We start from the raw sequence: 16045 nt of genomic DNA on the forward strand, positions 1-16045 counted from the left end.
TCCATCTGTCTCAATCCTGCGGACATCAAAAGTTGGTGCATCAACTTTTCTCATCACCTCAATTTCCGGGCCAAAAACCTGGCCGCCGTCATGATAACGGACACCTTCCTTTTCCGGAAACCGAACTGCCATCAACAGGAAACCTTCCGGAAACGCTGGATTACCGCCGCATGGGGCAGATGCCCCAGAGCGGCACCAGGCCGTCCTGCATCTGACGGCGGGCATCAAATAAAACGCAGGCGGCCCCTACGCCCGGCAGCCTCAGACGGCCTGCCCGTCCATAATCGTAATAATGCGGTCCCCTCTCCGTGCCAGATGTTCGTCATGCGTCACAATCACCAGCGTTTTGCGGGACTCGTCCGCCAGGCCGAACAAAAGGTCCAGCACCTCCGCGCCGTTCTTCCGGTCCAGGTTCCCGGTAGGTTCATCCGCAAAAATAATGGGGGCGTCGTTCGCCAGGGCACGGGCGATTGCCACGCGCTGCTGTTCCCCGCCGCTCAGTTCGCTGGGCAGGTGGTTCAGGCGGTGGGACAAACCCACGCGCTCCATCAGTTCCCTCACATATTCCACGCGCGGCCTCCTGCCGATGGAGGAAGCCAGACAGGCGTTTTCCAGCGCCGTCAATTCCGGCATCAACAGATAATTCTGGAAAATAAACCCCATGCTCCGGTTCCGGAACACGGACCGGGCCGTGGCGGACAAGGCGTAAATATCCGTGCCGTCAATCGTGACCTTTCCCTCTTGCGGCGTTTCCAATCCGGCCAGCGTGTACATCAGCGTGGTCTTTCCGGCCCCGCTGGGCCCGCACAGGAACACCTTCTCTCCGGCGGCAATGTGCAAATCCACCCCATGCAGGATTTCAATGGACTTCTTGCCGATGGAATAGCTGCGGTGGAGGTTGGAGGCGGTAATCACGGGCGCAGTATAAGAAAATCCTTGCCGTATTAAAGTTCTATGTTGTCTATAAGACGCACGTCGCCGAAATAGACGGCGGCGGCCATCAGGGCCGGCTTCCGGTTCTCCGCCAGCGGCTGCATGGTCTCCGCATCCACAATCTCCAGATAATCGATGCGCGTGTCGGGCACACCCTCAATCATGGCGGCGGCATGCTCCTTCACCTTGGAGGCGTCCGCCCCGGCCTGGAACTCGTCCCGGGCCTGAAGCATAGCCTGCCGTATTACCACGGCCTGTTCCTTCTGCTCCGGCGTCAGGCGGGCGTTCCGGGAGGAATAGGCCAGACCGTTGCCATGCCTTACAATCTCCGCCCCGTGAATGCGCACCGGAAAATCCAGGTCGCGCACCATGCGGCGGATAATGGCAAGCTGCTGGTAATCCTTCTTTCCGAAAATAGCGTCCGTGGGCTGTACCAGGTTGAACAGTTTGGCAAGCACCGTGCAGACACCGGAAAAATGCCCCGGGCGGGACGCACCGCACAATGTTGTGGACAAAAAGCTTTCTTCCACGGCAATGCTGCGTTCTCCGGAATACATTTCTTCAGGAGTAGGGGAAAACACATAATCCACGCCTGCACCTTCGCACACCTCCAAATCCTTTTCAGGAGTCCGGGGATAAGTCTGAAGGTCGGAGGAATTGTTAAACTGGATAGGATTGACGAAAATACTGGCTACCACCACGCCATCCTCCCCGGCCAGCTTGCGCGCCTGTTCCAGCAAAGCGCGGTGTCCGGCGTGGAGGGCCCCCATTGTGGGGACGAGAACCACATGGTCATGTTTGCGGTGGTGCTTGAGGAGGGCAGCCCTCAACTGGGCCTTGGTGGAAAATGTTTGCATGCGCCTAAAGTGGCCCCTTGATGACAAAAGTTCAATCCTGAAATATTGCTAGAAGGTTGACGCATGCCATTCCACATGTAAACTGGTAAAGTCAGAAGACGCTAAAAATTATGAGATTCTTCAAAACAGCATTAGGTGTATCAGCAGCAATGGCATTAAGCGCCACGGCCAACGCTGAACTTAAGGTAGCGACGGTGGATGTGCAGAAACTCTTCGCCGACTACTACAAGACCCATGAAGCCCAGGCGGAAGTAGACAAGGCTGCCCAGACGGTGCAGGAAACCAACAACACCCGCGCGGAAACCATCAAAAAGATGGAAGCGGACTTCAACGACATGGTCAAAAGGCTTCAGGATCCCATGCTGAATGAAAAGGACAAAAAGGAGCTGGAGCAAAAGGCCCAGATCAAACGTCAGGAAGTCATTGCGCTGGAACAGGAACGCCGCGGATTTGTGGAACGCCAGCTTAAATCCCTTCAGGAACAAATGAAAGTGCGTTCCGCCAAAATCATGGGAGAAATCACAAAAATCACGGAAGGCATCGCCACCAAGGGCAACTATGACCTCGTTCTGGACAAAAGCGCCCAGGCCCTTCGGTCCAACCAGGTATTCGTCTACACGAAGCCCGGCATGGACATTACTCCCACAGTGATGAAAGAACTCAACAAAGACGCCCCCGAAGGGTTTGACCCCTCCAAGAAAAAGGCTCCGGCCGTCCCCGCCGCTCCCGCGGCCCCGGCCAACTAACCCTTGACATTAACCCCGGGAAGGCGGAATCATATACCCATGAAGCTTACACTTGAAGCCGTGGCCGCCCTCACCGGGGGAAAAATCCTTTCCGGCGACCCCGAACTGACCGTATTCGGGGTCGCTTCCCTTCTTGACGCATCCCGTGAAGAAGCCTCCTTCCTTGGCAATGAAAAATACTTCCAGGACTTCCTGCACACCTCTGCCGGAATCGTGCTGGTGCCGCCGGGTCTGCCTGCGTATCCGGAACACGCCGCCTTCGTGGAAGTGGACAACCCCTCCATGGCATTCAACGCCCTGGTGAAATATTTCATGGCTTCCGCCTACCGGTTCACCCCCGGCATTCATCCCACAGCCATCATCGACCCCACGGCCAGCTTCAACCCGGACAAAATCCATGTAGGAGCCTATACCTGCATCGGGGCCCACTGCATAATCGGAGACGGGACGGACATTGGCAACGGCTGCGATATCGGAGACGGCGTCACCATGGGGGAAAACTGCCGCCTGCATGCCCATGTTACCATCAGGGAACGCTGCAAACTCGGCAACAGGGTGACCATCCAGCCCGGAGCCGTCATCGGTTCCGACGGATTCGGCTTCCTGATGGGAGACAATGGACGCTACGTGGGCATTGACCAGGTAGGAATTGTGGAACTGGGGGATGACGTGGACGTAGGGGCCAACACAACTATTGACCGCGCCAGATTCGGGCGCACCATTGTGGGGGAAGGCACCAAAATAGACAACCTGATCCAGCTCGGCCATAACGTCGTTGTCGGCAGGCATTGCATCATCGTCGCCCAATCCGGCATAGCCGGCAGCACCAAAGTGGGGGATTATGCCACCATCGCCGCCCAGGTCGGCATCTCAGGACACCTCAACATCGGTTCCAAATCCACGCTGGGCGCTAAAACGGGAGTCATCTCGGACATTCCGGAAAACTCTACTTACTGGGGCATGCCGGCTTTCCCCTACAAGGACGCTACCCGCCAATACGCCGCCCTCAAAAAACTTCCGGCACTGATTAAGGAAGTCCGCGCGCTCAAAAAGGAGCTGGATTCTTCCGGCAAATAACGGGCACCATATCGCCGGAACGCTCTGCAGCCCCTCTCCGTGTTTCTGTTCCCGCCGCTTCAGGCCTGTCCTGTCCCCCAGCGGCGGTGCAGAAACCGTTCCAGAGGAGAAAACAGAATCTTGTCGGACAGCAGCCCAATCACCACAATCACGAACATGATGCCTACGACCTGGTTCATCGCGTTCAGTTCGCGGCCGAAATGCAGCAGCTGGCCCAATCCGAACCCGGTCAGGATGGGAACAAAAATTTCCGCAGCCATCAGGGAGCGCCAGGCAAAAGCCCATCCCTGCTTCATTCCGCTCACCACAAACGGAGCGGAAGCGGGAAGCGTCACATGAATCAGGCAATAAATGGGTCCTGCTCCCATGGTGCGCGCCGCACGGGCATAAATGGGCGGCACGTTCCGCATGCCGTTGGCCGTAGCCAGGATTACGGACCACAGCGTCCCCATAATCACCACGAACAGCATAGCCCCTTCCGTCTGGCCGAACCACAGGGTTGCCAACGGAACCCAGCACACGCTGGGCAGAGCCTGGAACCCCAGGGAAACCAGTCCCAGAGTATTCTGCATAAGCTGGAAACGGGAGCACAGCATGCCCAGGGGAATCCCCGTCACCAGGCCGATTCCATACCCCATCACCAGCCTTTTCATGGTAATCCATGAAGCCTCCTCCAGAGACCCGTCCTGAAATGAAGAGCGCAGATACTCCCATACTTCCAGCGGAGAGGGAAACAAATAAGGCTTCCAGACCCTCAGGTCGCTCAAATGCTGCCATGCCCAGACCACGAGAATAAAAAACACAAGCGAACAGGCGTGCGCCCCCCACTTGGACCATTTGTTCCTGTTCATGCCGTGGCTCCTTTCAAATCACGGGTAATGCGGGCGGACAATTCCGCCAAATCACTGCTGTTAATATCCCTAGGATGAGGAAAATCCACGAAATATTCCTCACAGACGCGCCCCGGATGTGGAGTGAGCAACACCACACGATCCCCCAGGCACACGGCCTCGCGCATATTATGCGTAACGAAAACAATCGTCATGCCGCAGCGTAAATGAATCTCCTGAATATCCTGATAAAGCTGTTCGCGGGTCATGGCGTCCAGGGCGGCAAAAGGCTCGTCCATCAGCAAAATGCGGGGGCTGGTAGCCAGGGCGCGGGCAAGCGCCACGCGCTGCTTCATTCCGCCGGAAAGTTCATGAATATGAGCATGGGCACACTCTTTCAGCCCCACCAGTTCCAGATTCTTCTCCGCCATGGCAAGCCGGTCTCCCCGAGTCAGTCCGGGCACCAGCTTCAAGCCGAACATCACGTTCCCCAGCACATCCAGCCACGGAAACAGGGCGGACTCCTGGAACATCACAGTGCGGTCCCGTCCGGGTTCCGTCACAGGCTCCCCGTCCAGCTCCACCACCCCGGAAGAAGGAAACTCCAGCCCTGCAATGATATTCAGCAGGGAAGTCTTCCCGCAGCCGCTGGCCCCCACCAGGCACACGAACTCGCCTCCTCTGATATTCAAATTAATGCCCTCCAGAGCCACCACCTTTCCGCGCCTCCCGTCAAACACCTTGCTCACGCCGGCAATACGGAGCTTGCAGCCTCCGGGGCCGCAATGTTCTGCACCCGCAATCATCTTCCGCCCGCCTCCTTCGCCATGGTCAACTGCTCCTCCGCCGCCTCCGGCACCACCAGTCCGCCTACATCCGGAACTTCTTTCATAAATCCGGCCTGATGGGCGTCCTGCACAAACTGCCGGAGCTTGGGAATGGAAATCCTGTCCTTGATGACGATGCTTTTCCAGGCCTCCGCAATCAATGCCGGGTCTATTCTGGAATGCGTCAGCTCCTCCAGCTCCCTGACCACGATTGACTGGACCTCATCCGGATGCAGCCTTATCCATTCGTTCAGTTCCTCATGCGCCTGCACCAGGGCTTTCGCCACCTCCGGCTTTTCCCTGAGAAACTCCGCTCCGCATACCAGTACGGTCGCGATGGACTCCTTCTCGTCCACCAGCACCCTGCCTCCCGCCGTCAGCACCAGGCGGCTCACCCAGGGTTCCACCGTCCACACGCCGTCCAGCTTGCCCTGCCGGAACAGGCTGAGCTGTTCGGGGTTGGGAGTCGGCAGAATCGTCACGTCCCCGCCGCGCTGCGTCACATGCAGGCCGCCGCGGGAAAACCAGGCGCGGGCGGAAACATCCTGCGTATTCCCCAGTTGGGGAGTAGCAATCACCTTGCCGCGGAAATCCGCAGGCTCCTTCAGCGAAGAATCCTTCGGAACCACCAGGGCGGCGCCTCCTTCCACAGCTCCGGCAATCATCCTGATATCCTCCCCGCGGGAACGCACAAACGCATTGATGGCCGGGCTGGGCCCCACATAAGCCAGTTCAATGGACCGGGCGAACACGGCTTCCATGGCGCTGGGGCCCGCATTGTACACGTACCAGTTGATCCTGACATCCTTTCCGGTAGCCTCCTTCAGCCGTTCTTCAAACCACCCCTTCCCCTGCCGGGAAAAATGATGCGCCACCAGGCCCTGCACATGTGTCACGTTGGGAAAATGACCGAAGTTCAACTCCACGACATTGGGATCTTCCTTCTCCTTCTTTCCGCAGGAAACAGCCAGCAGACATAAAAACAGGGCCGGTAAAATCATCAGGAATCTGGAACGGGTCATAAGCAAAAAGAATGGGATACTGAGGCACAGCCGTTTTTCCGCGGCCTTTCAGGCACCGACTAGCAGAAGAAGCCGAAGGCAACAACTTTGTCACAATGTGGACAGTAAAAATGCCCGTTTTGTTGAAAAACAATCCCGGTTCCGGATCTGAACCGGGCTTTATTGACAAACCTGCACGTTCCCGTTACAAAAGCACCATTCCCAACCCGCCATGCAATCCTCCCCCGACCAGCCCTCATCCGGAGCATGGCTGGGCCTTCCTCCGGATGAAGAACGCCCGGTAAGCCGGGGCGCCAGGTACCGTTGCATCTTTCTGATGCTCCTGTACTGGGCCGTTCTTTCCGCCATTCCACAAGGCGCGGACCGCCTTGCAGAAATAGGAACAAATCTCCCTCTCTGGATGGGAGCCCTGGAACTGACTCCCTTCCTGCTGGTGCCGGCCTTCCTGTTCCTGGCGGTGCGAACAGGCGCCCAATGGAGGGCCTTGATGATAACCGTATATGCGGGCCTGTTCCTGAACCTGCTGATGAACATGGCGCTTCCCTCAGGCGCCATGTGGGGAGACCTTCCCGCAGCCGGCCCCTACGGTACGCTTGTCTGGCCCGGAGGGGACCACCGGGAATGGCTGGTCACGCTGCCCCGTTTTCCCCAATTCTGGGCTCTCGTCATCTATGTCTTCCTCTCCGGCAGCGGAACCCCGCCCCTGCTTCGCCTGCTGGCCCTGGCCTGGTGGTTCCTGCTTTGCGTGGCCCCCGTGAACACGGGCATGGTGGGGTATGCGGACATCCTGGGGCCTCTGGTCATCATCGCCCTTGTCCTCGGCTGCATGCACCTGGCGGAAAAAAGAGCCTCCCGGCAAACCAAGGGCTAAAAATCCAGGGCGGCCATTCCACGGAAGAAACAGCCGCCCCAGGGCCGGCGGACACCACCCGGCGGAAAACTTCCCGATGCCATCCGTTATTTCCAGATTACTTCAAAAATATTTACGGAACTTCCCTTTTTCCCGGTCAGGCCGAGGGCCTTCACCGGTTTTTTGACGGATTTCAGGCTGAACGTATTAACTTTCCTGCCCTTGGCCAGATTGCCCACGGGAACCCACCGTCCGTCAGCCCCACAGGCCAGCACGGAAGCCTCCTTCCCGTCGGACAGGACAATGACGGAACCCGCACGGGGAACATCACAGGGAATCTCCGCCCTCTCTGGAGACAGCTCCACCGGGAGGAACGTTGCCAGGTTGAAATCCCCGGCAGCTCCGCTGTCGGCGGACTTCCCACCCTTGTTGGCAAGATTCAGCCTGAACTCTTCCAGAGTCACCTCCTGCGGGGAGGAGGAGGCGTTCAACAGCCTGATGCCCTTGATCACTCCGCCAATATCCGCGGAACCGTCCTCCTTCAACGAAACCTCCGTCCAGGACTTTCCGTCCATGGAAATGAACAACTTGGCCCACTTCATATCCGGCGTCTTCAAATTGACGGAGGCGGACTCCACGGACGCTCCCGCCGGAATTTGAAGGCCCAGGAACTTTTTCGGCGGCAGGGGATGCACCTCCATGATGCGCTTCAAGGAAATATCCCTGTCTCCTGCTTCAACCACGGCATTCCTGAACGCGGGAGCATCCGTCAGTACGGAAGGCGCGGCGGGAGCATTCACCTTGAAATCCCGGATAGCCGTCCACACGTCCGGCTTGCCTCCCGGAACCCCCTGCGCCGTAGCGCGGTAACGCACAAACCGGCCTTTTTTGCCATTTCCCCGGTACTCCACGCGAAGCCCGCTGGACTCCGGCATCAGGGGAGACCAGGACTGCCCGTCCAGGGAAACCTCCAACTGTCCCCTGTTCACAGCGTCCGTATCGGAATCATTGCGGCCCATCACAATGGAAACGGTGCGTATCTCCCGTGGAACTCCCAGATCCACGCCGAAAAAGTCACCCTTCTTCTGAACCTCTTTGCAGTAATAGAACGACTCGGGATCGTCATCCAGCATCTTCTCGATGCCAATCTTGGACTTGGTGGAAACATAAGGCTTCACACGGCCAACGGCCTGCCCGCTCACGCGGGAAAGCACGGGGGTGGAACCCATGTCCAGCAGTTCCCGCACAGCGGGAGCCATCACCAATTCGGACGGCTTCACGGCGGTTTGCCACGGGGAATTCTTCTTGGTAACTTCCGTGACGTGCTTATTGATGGCCTTGCTGATTTCCCTGCTGTAACGCTGCATCTCGGCAAGCAGGCAGGCGGCCTCCATGGCATGATTCAGAGCTCCGGCGGCATTCCCCGCCTCTGTGGCCTCAATCATGCGCATACTGTTCACCCCGGCTTTCCCCAGGGACTCGAACTGGATGAGCCACGGCTCCACCTCTGCGACGAAAGCGGGATTATTAGACTTGGCCCGAATCGCGGCCGGAGCTTGGGCCATCTTCGCGAACTCGGCCTTCAGGCGGTCAAACGCCTTGCTTCCGGACACCCTGGCCCCGCGGCGGCACAGTTCCAGCACCTGCTCCACCACGGGGGCAATCTCTACGGACTCCTCTTTGCGGTAATTGTGCCCGCTAGGGCCCCCGTCGCTATTATGATCGGCAAACGTCTGCATGGCGGAGGAGCAGCCGGGGAACAAAATACGGATGCTGTCCTTCCATGTCCTGTCGGAATCATAGGCCTTGGCGTTCCAGGTCATATTCGCCACGCTGAACAGGGAAATCTTGGAAGCCTCCGGCTTATCCATCGGATTGGAAGCAAACCCTTGCATAAATGGCATCGCGTCCGCATCCACGCCATAGGTGCGCCCCAAAAACAGGGCATGGCGCACGTAATCCGTCACCGGGAAATTCCACCAGATAAACGCCGGACGCTTCAAATACTTATTAATCCCCTTCAACGCAGGAGTCCGTATATCGCTCACAATGCTGGAACCGGTCCACATGATGCCTATATCCTTGTCCAGATGTTCCCCCATTACCTCATGGTAGCGGCCACCTCCGCCGGAATACGCTGTGGGGCATACGATCAACGGCGTCACGTCCGGTTTTTTGTGGATAAACTCCTTATTCAGGTAATTCAAAAACTCCACCTGACCCTCCGGTTTGGCCCCCTCCCCGCCGATGTCGTCAAAAAATACGGCAAAGGAACGGAATCCCAGGTCATACATCATCTCAAACTTCTTCACGGCCGCCTTCCGGTCCGTCTCGCCCCAGTGAATATCCGCTCCGGGATGCACGGCCCAGACAAAATTCACCTTATTCTGCTTCGCGACCTTCACCAGCTCTTTCAGGTCCTTCGCCATATCTGCGGGATAAGGCTCGCGCCAGCGTTTGGAAAAACCGTGGAACACATCATCCTTCGGGCCGTAGATGTAAGTATTCATCTTATACTTCCCGTAAAATTTGAACTGGCTGATGCGACCTTCCTGCCCCCAGGGCAGACCGTAAAACCCTTCAATGGTACCGCGGAAAGGAACATCCGGCCAATCCAGAACCTCCACTTCCGGCACCGTCACGCCGGAAGAAGTCTTCTCCGCCAACTGCAGCAGCGTTTGGGCCGCGTAAAACAGGCCTTCGTCGTCATACCCCGTCATCCGTATTCCCTGAGGCGTAACGTTCAGGGAATAAGCCCCGGCCTTCCGGGGAACATTCCCGGCAGGCTTTTTGCTTCCTTTGATGATAATCATCTGCACAGGCAGCCCGTTTGGAGCGAGGGAAAACATGCTTTTCAGAGCATTCACGGTAGGTTCATCCCGCGCGCCCAACAGCTTCAGGGCCGGAACCGTCACGGAACCGCCGCTCCTGGTCATCTTCTGCGGAATGGGATACACCGGCATCTTGGACGTTTTTCCGGCGCGGGAACCTTCAGGAGAAGCGGAAAAAGCCGGAGAAGAAGACTGGGCAGAAACAGGAAGGGCAAGGCCGGCCCCCAGCGCGGCGGCAGTCATCATGGATTGGAAAAGTATCAGATTCATACGTGTAAAAATAAAAAGCCTGTACAGGCCAGGTTCACGAAACTACGGCCGGATTGTTCCACTTCTAACAGGCTCACCTCCGTATGTCAAAATACTTTGCCCCGCACCGGTTCCATGTCGCCCGCACCGATGCAGGGGATAACTCCAGGGACAAACCGCAGCGATTTTCCCGGGCAACTATTCCCGGCCTACAGCCTTGCCGCCACTTCCTCCAACGTCTCCACACGGGCCGTGGCGAGGGTGGGGACATCTTCCGCAGAAAACAGGAAATTGCGGCCTACTCCGGCGGCAAGAGCCGCCCGGATGTCCCGCTCCCGGTCACCTACGGACACGCAGGCTTTCATATCCAGCCCATGCGCGGCGGCAGCCTTCAAAAACAGGCCGGGATTCGGTTTCCGGTCGGGATGTCCGTCATCCGCGCTGGGACAGTGAAACACACCTGCAATATCCGCACCGGACGAACGGAACACCCCTCTCATATATTCCGTCAACCGCTCAAAGTCATCTTCAGAAAACATGCCGCGTCCTATGCCGGACTGGTTGGTCGCCACCAGCACCAGATACCCCTTCTCTTTAGCCTGGCGGCAAAGATTCAGAATTCCGGGAACCAGCCGGAAGTCCTCGATGCGGTGCACATACCCGCCATCCACATTAACCACGCCGTCCCTGTCCAGAAACAAAGCCTTACCCGCCATATATCTCCCGTTCAACCAGTTCGCAAACCAGATGCCCCACTGCAATATGCATCTCCTGAATGTTGTTCGTGGCATCGGAAGGGACGGCAATGCAGAAATCCGCAACTTCTTTCATCTCTCCGCCTCCGCGGCCCGTCAAGGCCACCGTCCGGACGCCCATCCGGCGCGCCAGCTCCATCGCCAAAACGATGTTCCGGCTGTTGCCGCTCGTGGAAAGCCCCACCAGCAGATCTCCGGGACGGCCCACTCCCTCCAGCTGCCTGGAAAACACCGTCTCATATCCGTAATCATTGCCCACGGCGGTCAGGATGGAAGTATCCACCGTCAGGGCCAGCGCATTCATGGCGGGGCGGTTCAGCTTGTAACGCCCCACCAATTCGGCGGCCAGGTGCTGGGAATCCGCAGCGGAGCCTCCGTTGCCGCAGAACATGATCTTATTCCCGGCCTTAAGGGTATCCGTACAAATGCGGGCAACCTGCTCAATGTCCCCGGCCATGGAAGCCAGGGCTTTGAAATTGTCCGCTATCCCTAAAATCTGGTTCCTGATGTATTCGCTCATTCCGGGCTGCTTTTCATGCGGTTGATGATATTGGTGGAGGAAAAGCCCTCCAGGCGGGGCAGTTCAAGAGCCTGCCCTCCATAAGATTTCACGAACTGTCCTTCCGGCCAGCATTCCAGGGGATACCCCTCTTTGGCAATCACGTCCGGACGCAGCTTCTCAATCAGCGGCAGAGCCGTATCTTCATCAAACGGCACTACATAATCGACAAAATCCAGGGACGCCAGCAGCAGAGAACGCATCTCCTCATTATTAATCGGCCTGTCCTCGCCCTTCAGCCGCTTGATGGAGGCGTCCGTATTCAACCCTACAAAAAGCACGTCGCACGCTTCACGCGCCTTCATAAAGGAATGCAGATGCCCCAGGTGGAGCAAATCAAAACAGCCGTTTGTAAATCCAACCACCTTCTTCTCACGTCGGAAACGTTCCGCCAGCTCCGCCGCGGCCTCCGGCGTCAGGATATTGTCGCGGTGATGCCAGGAGGGCGTCTGGATATCCTTCTCCTCCAGAGCCTTCTTCAATTCCGCTCCGGTCACGCTGGCCGTTCCGAACTTGCCCACTACGATGCCGGCGGCCACATTGGACACGACCAGAGCATCCGGCACCGCGGCTCCGGCAGCCAGCGCCGCGCCCAGACTGGCGAGGGAGGTATCACCTGCTCCGGACACGTCAAAAACATCCCGGGCCTCCGTAGGAATGCAGACAAAATCGGAAGGGCTGGAGGAAGGAATGAAAATCATGCCGTGTTCGCTCAAAGTGACAATCAGATTCTCAATGCCGAATTCGGAAAACAGCCTCTGCGCCCCCGCCACGGCATCCTGTTCCCACCCGGCCATGGCAGGATTGAGCGCCACGCCGGTAGCCTCCTGGAACTCCTTCATATTGGGTTTCACCAGCGTGGCTCCCCTGTAGCGGGAATAATCCGCTCCCTTCGGGTCCACAATGACGGGCTTGCGCGCCGCACGGCACCGGGCAATCACATCCGGGGCGGTTCGTCCGTCAAACAGGCCTTTCCCGTAATCGGACAAAAGGACAAGATCCGCCTCCGGCAAACAGGCATCCACTCGTTCCAAAAAACGGGAAGCCAGCTCCGGTTCCATCCTCAGCGGCTGTTCCTGGTCCGCTCTCAGCAAATGGTGCTTGCCCGCCACAAAACGAATCTTCACGGTCGTCTCATACCCCTCGCGCTCCACCAGCTCCGGAACGCAGTGCGTCTCTTCCAGAAAACGCCTTACCTGCCGCCCATGACCATCATCCCCGACCACGCTGATAAAAGTGGTGCGGCATCCCAGCGCGCACAGATTGGACACGACATTGCCCGCGCCTCCCAGCATGCGCGTCTCCCGGTCCATCTTCATGATGGGAACCGGAGCCTCCGGCGAAATACGGCTGACGCTCCCATACAGGAACTTATCCAGCATTACATCCCCGATGCAGAGAATCCGCACCCGGGAAAATCCGTCAATCAATGTATGCAGCCGGTTCATGGGAGACGCCTCTTTCTACCACGCCCCTTGTTATAAGGCAAGGACAGTTGAAACGCGCTCCGGAACCGGAAAACGGGGTAACGCGACCGCTTCCCGCCGTTCCGGACGGCAGAACTCTCATTCAGTGGCAAAAAATAGGTCAGTCATGATAAAAATCTTGACCTGTAAGCAGGAAAGCACTACCTATTGTCTCCCGTTCCCGGACGAATAGAAAAAGGAAAACAAATCATGCGTGAAGTTACCGTAAGAAAAGGTGAACCTATCGACCGCGCTCTCAAGCGCCTCAAAACAAAACTGGATGTTGAAGGCATTCTGGATGAAATGCGCCGCCGCCGCGCCTTTGAAACCCCGATGGACGAACGCCGCCGCAAGGCTCGTTCCGCCAGCAAGCGCAACAAGGTAAAATGGCGTTACAGCAACAAGAGCGAAGAAACCGCTTCCGAAACCGCCGAAACACCCGCTTCCGCTCCTGAAGCTTAAAACAGTATTGGTTCGGGAATAAGAACCCAATTTCCATGAGGGCAACCCTTTCTCAAGGTTTGCCCTTTTTGCTTCCCTCTGCACATGAATCAGTCAGCCCAGCTCTTCTCCCGCGCGCGCTCCGTTATCCCCGGCGGAGTCAACTCCCCCGTCAGGGCCTTTCGCAATGTGGACGGGGACCCCTTCTTTGTTCAATCCGCCAAAGGAGCCTACATCACGGATGCGGACGGGCGCCAGCTTATTGACTACATAGGCACATGGGGCCCGGCCATTCTGGGCCACGCTCCGCAACCCGTTCTGGACGCAGTACATGCCGCCGTGGACAGGGGGTTGGGCTATGGAATTCCCGCGCCGGCGGAAGTGGACATGGCGGAAATGATCACGGACATGGTTCCCTCCGTGGAAAAAGTGCGCATGGTCAACTCCGGAACGGAAGCAACCATGTCCGCCATCAGGCTGGCGCGCGGCTATACCGGACGCCGCAAAATCATCAAATTCATCGGCTGCTACCACGGCCATGTGGACTCCCTTCTGGTAGCGGCGGGTTCCGGAGCGCTCACCTTCGGAGAACCGGACAGCGCGGGCGTACCCAGGGAAATGACGCAGCTCACCCTCACCGTGCCCTACAATGACCGGGAAGCAGTAAAAAAAGCCTTTGAACTCCATGGAAGCGACATTGCCGCCGTCATCCTGGAACCCTTTCCTGCCAATGCCGGACTCTACTTTCCGCAAAACGACTTCCTTCACTTCCTGCGGGAAATAACGCTCCGCCACGACGCCCTTCTCATCTTTGACGAAGTCATGACGGGCTTCCGGGTCGCTCCCGGAGGCGTGCAGCAGCTTTACGGCATCACTCCAGACCTTACCTGCATGGGCAAAGTCATCGGCGGAGGCCTCCCCGTGGGAGCTTTTGGCGGCCGCTCGGAAATCATGGACTGCCTCTCTCCGCTTGGCCCTGTGTATCAGGCGGGAACCCTGTCCGGCAATCCGGTCGCCATGGCGGCGGGATTGGCCCAGCTCCGGGAACTCCTGAAAGGGAACGCCTATGAACGCCTGGAACAGCTCGGAGCGCGCATGGAAGAAGGCATCCGCGAAGCCCTCAAAAAACACGGCAGAAATTACACCTTCCACCGTGCGGGCTCCATGTTCTGCCTCTTCTTCACGGAAGAGGAAGTCTATAATCTGGAATCCGCGCAAAAAGCTTCCAAAAAACTCTTCAAATCCTTCTTCTGGAACATGCTGGAACAAGGCGTCTACTTCGCGCCCTCCCCGTACGAAACGGGCTTTATCTCTGCAGCCCATACGGAAGAAGACATTGACCGCACGGTGGAAGCCGTCCGCATCAGTCTCTCCAGGCTGGGTTGACATGCCCCTGATTTGAAGTGACAGCTCACGACCCTTCCCCTATAAGGACTTCATGAGACAAATGACAGGAACCATGCTGCTTCTGTCCTCAGCAGTCGTTATGGCCGCTCCCTGGGCACATGCGGAGGAAAAGACAATCCAGCTCACGGAAGCGGAACAACAGGAAATCAAGACGGCAAACGAAAAACTGCTGAGCCTTACCCTCCGTTTCCTGCATGACTCCTGGCCGCTGGAAATCATGTATCCCGGAGAAGTGCAGGAGGAATTCCACTCCATTCTTCAATGCCATCAGATGCTGGAACAATTCCGCCAAACCGGCAACCTCCTGCTCCAGACGCCGGACCGTACCACGCCTCTGCACCTCTGCATTGCCCTGGGATTAAACCGACTGGCCGTCCGGATGGTAGAGGCGGGCGCTCCCGTCAATGCTCAATCCATTTTCATGCATGACGGCACAAAAGAGCCGGGAGACACCCCTCTTACCTGGGCGTGCCTCTCAGGCCTCTATATGAATTCCACCGCGGAAGAAAGGCTGCCGTTGGTGCACGCCCTGCTCAAACACAGCGCCGACCCGGATCAGCCGGGGCCTTGGGGCGTCACCCCGTTCATGTATTCCGCCGCCCTCAATGACTCCGATCCGGGCCAGGAAAAAATAGCACTGGCGCTCCTGGACGCAGGCTCCCCGGACCTCAAGCGCAGAATGAACGCACAGGCGCGCGGAGTCGGCTTCCTCAGCCTGTCCCCCGCCATTTACGAACGGCTCATCAAAGCCGGCTGTGATGTTAACGAACGCTTTTTTGAAAGCAAACAATCACCTCTCCACCTGGTCTGCACCAAGGAAAAACCGGCGGAACGCCTCATTCCTCTCATTGAACTTCTCATCAACGCGGGAGCGGATCCCAACCAGCCGGACGTGGATGGCCTGACTCCGCTGATGGCCTGCAACTCTCCGGAAATAGCCGTTTGCCTCATGAATCACGGCGCCAATCCCTCTCTCCGCAACGATGACGGCCAGACAGCCTATGACTTCCATATGAAAAACGGGTATCCCCCCATTGCGGAAGCCATCAAACACTGGCAGTCCAAGCAGAAAAAAGAGGAAGCCCGCTAAATAGCGGGCGCCATCGCCGGCTTTGCCCCCCTCCTTCTCCTACTGGTGCGGGAAAGAAAAGCGGATACCGTCACGGCCCGGGAACAGGTGGCCGGAACCCTCTCC

15 protein-coding genes are annotated in these 16045 nt (G+C 57.6%); 6 read left to right on the forward strand and 9 right to left on the reverse strand.

The window, feature by feature from the left end:
- Positions 1–261: 261 nt before the first annotated feature.
- Both BHW66_RS09985 and panC read right to left on the reverse strand, forming a co-directional pair.
- Entirely contained in the window at positions 262–915 is a 654-nt protein-coding gene (locus BHW66_RS09985) for an ABC transporter ATP-binding protein (RefSeq protein WP_012419456.1), read from the reverse strand.
- 29 nt (positions 916–944) lie between these two features.
- Positions 945–1790, reverse strand: coding sequence for a pantoate--beta-alanine ligase (gene panC, locus BHW66_RS09990; RefSeq protein ID WP_022198431.1), 846 nt, complete (start codon positions 1788–1790; stop codon positions 945–947).
- A gap of 149 nt (positions 1791–1939) precedes the next feature.
- Between panC and BHW66_RS09995 the strand changes: the two genes are divergently transcribed.
- Together BHW66_RS09995 and lpxD are read left to right on the forward strand one after the other, a co-directional pair.
- A complete protein-coding gene (locus tag BHW66_RS09995) occupies positions 1940–2536 on the forward strand; it encodes an OmpH family outer membrane protein (protein WP_022198432.1) in 597 nt (198 codons plus the stop codon).
- Positions 2537–2575: 39 nt separating this feature from the next.
- Positions 2576–3613, forward strand: a complete 1038-nt coding sequence (gene lpxD, locus BHW66_RS10000; RefSeq protein ID WP_022198433.1) for a UDP-3-O-(3-hydroxymyristoyl)glucosamine N-acyltransferase — start codon at positions 2576–2578, stop codon at positions 3611–3613.
- Between the two features lie 59 nt (positions 3614–3672).
- Here the strand turns inward: lpxD and BHW66_RS10005 are convergent, their stop codons facing one another.
- The 3 genes from BHW66_RS10005 to BHW66_RS10015 are packed head-to-tail and all read right to left on the reverse strand — an operon-like array spanning position 3673 to position 6292.
- Positions 3673–4464: an ABC transporter permease gene (locus tag BHW66_RS10005; protein WP_046437949.1), complete on the reverse strand. Its 792-nt coding sequence runs from the start codon at positions 4462–4464 to the stop codon at positions 3673–3675.
- Complete coding sequence (locus tag BHW66_RS10010) at positions 4461–5249, reverse strand: ABC transporter ATP-binding protein (protein ID WP_102733668.1); 789 nt, start codon at positions 5247–5249, stop codon at positions 4461–4463. Before BHW66_RS10010 ends, BHW66_RS10005 begins: the two co-directional genes overlap by 4 nt.
- Complete coding sequence (locus tag BHW66_RS10015) at positions 5246–6292, reverse strand: ABC transporter substrate-binding protein (protein ID WP_102733667.1); 1047 nt, start codon at positions 6290–6292, stop codon at positions 5246–5248. Before BHW66_RS10015 ends, BHW66_RS10010 begins: the two co-directional genes overlap by 4 nt.
- A gap of 211 nt (positions 6293–6503) precedes the next feature.
- Here BHW66_RS10015 and BHW66_RS10020 point away from each other — a divergent pair, with 211 nt between their 5' ends.
- Positions 6504–7163: a hypothetical protein gene (locus BHW66_RS10020; RefSeq protein WP_102733666.1), complete on the forward strand. Its 660-nt coding sequence runs from the start codon at positions 6504–6506 to the stop codon at positions 7161–7163.
- A gap of 86 nt (positions 7164–7249) precedes the next feature.
- Here the strand turns inward: BHW66_RS10020 and BHW66_RS10025 are convergent, their stop codons facing one another.
- From BHW66_RS10025 to BHW66_RS10040, 4 genes are all read right to left on the reverse strand, one after another.
- Positions 7250–10243 (reverse strand): beta-N-acetylglucosaminidase domain-containing protein, encoded by a 2994-nt coding sequence (locus BHW66_RS10025; RefSeq protein WP_102758688.1) that lies wholly within the window; start codon positions 10241–10243, stop codon positions 7250–7252.
- Positions 10244–10431: 188 nt separating this feature from the next.
- Entirely contained in the window at positions 10432–10938 is a 507-nt protein-coding gene (locus tag BHW66_RS10030) for an HAD family hydrolase (protein WP_102758689.1), read from the reverse strand.
- On the reverse strand, positions 10928–11497 hold the full coding sequence (gmhA, locus tag BHW66_RS10035) for a D-sedoheptulose 7-phosphate isomerase (RefSeq protein ID WP_102758690.1): 570 nt from the start codon (positions 11495–11497) through the stop codon (positions 10928–10930). The genes BHW66_RS10030 and gmhA overlap by 11 nt, the downstream gene beginning before the upstream one ends.
- Positions 11494–12984, reverse strand: a complete 1491-nt coding sequence (locus tag BHW66_RS10040) for a bifunctional heptose 7-phosphate kinase/heptose 1-phosphate adenyltransferase (protein ID WP_102735461.1) — start codon at positions 12982–12984, stop codon at positions 11494–11496. Before BHW66_RS10040 ends, gmhA begins: the two co-directional genes overlap by 4 nt.
- A gap of 228 nt (positions 12985–13212) precedes the next feature.
- Between BHW66_RS10040 and rpsU the strand changes: the two genes are divergently transcribed.
- The 3 genes from rpsU to BHW66_RS10055 all read left to right on the forward strand — a co-directional run bounded on the left by rpsU (position 13213) and on the right by BHW66_RS10055 (position 15940).
- Positions 13213–13464: a 30S ribosomal protein S21 gene (rpsU, locus tag BHW66_RS10045; protein ID WP_012419469.1), complete on the forward strand. Its 252-nt coding sequence runs from the start codon at positions 13213–13215 to the stop codon at positions 13462–13464.
- An 84-nt stretch (positions 13465–13548) separates the two neighbouring features.
- On the forward strand, positions 13549–14829 hold the full coding sequence (hemL, locus tag BHW66_RS10050; protein ID WP_022198442.1) for a glutamate-1-semialdehyde 2,1-aminomutase: 1281 nt from the start codon (positions 13549–13551) through the stop codon (positions 14827–14829).
- A 52-nt stretch (positions 14830–14881) separates the two neighbouring features.
- Positions 14882–15940 carry a hypothetical protein gene (locus tag BHW66_RS10055; protein WP_146023936.1) on the forward strand — a complete coding sequence of 353 codons (1059 nt, stop codon included), beginning with the start codon at positions 14882–14884 and terminating at the stop codon, positions 15938–15940.
- Positions 15941–16045: the final 105 nt, after the last annotated feature.

The sequence above is a fragment of the Akkermansia sp. 54_46 genome, from assembly GCF_001917295.1.
GTDB lineage: Bacteria > Verrucomicrobiota > Verrucomicrobiia > Verrucomicrobiales > Akkermansiaceae > Akkermansia > Akkermansia muciniphila.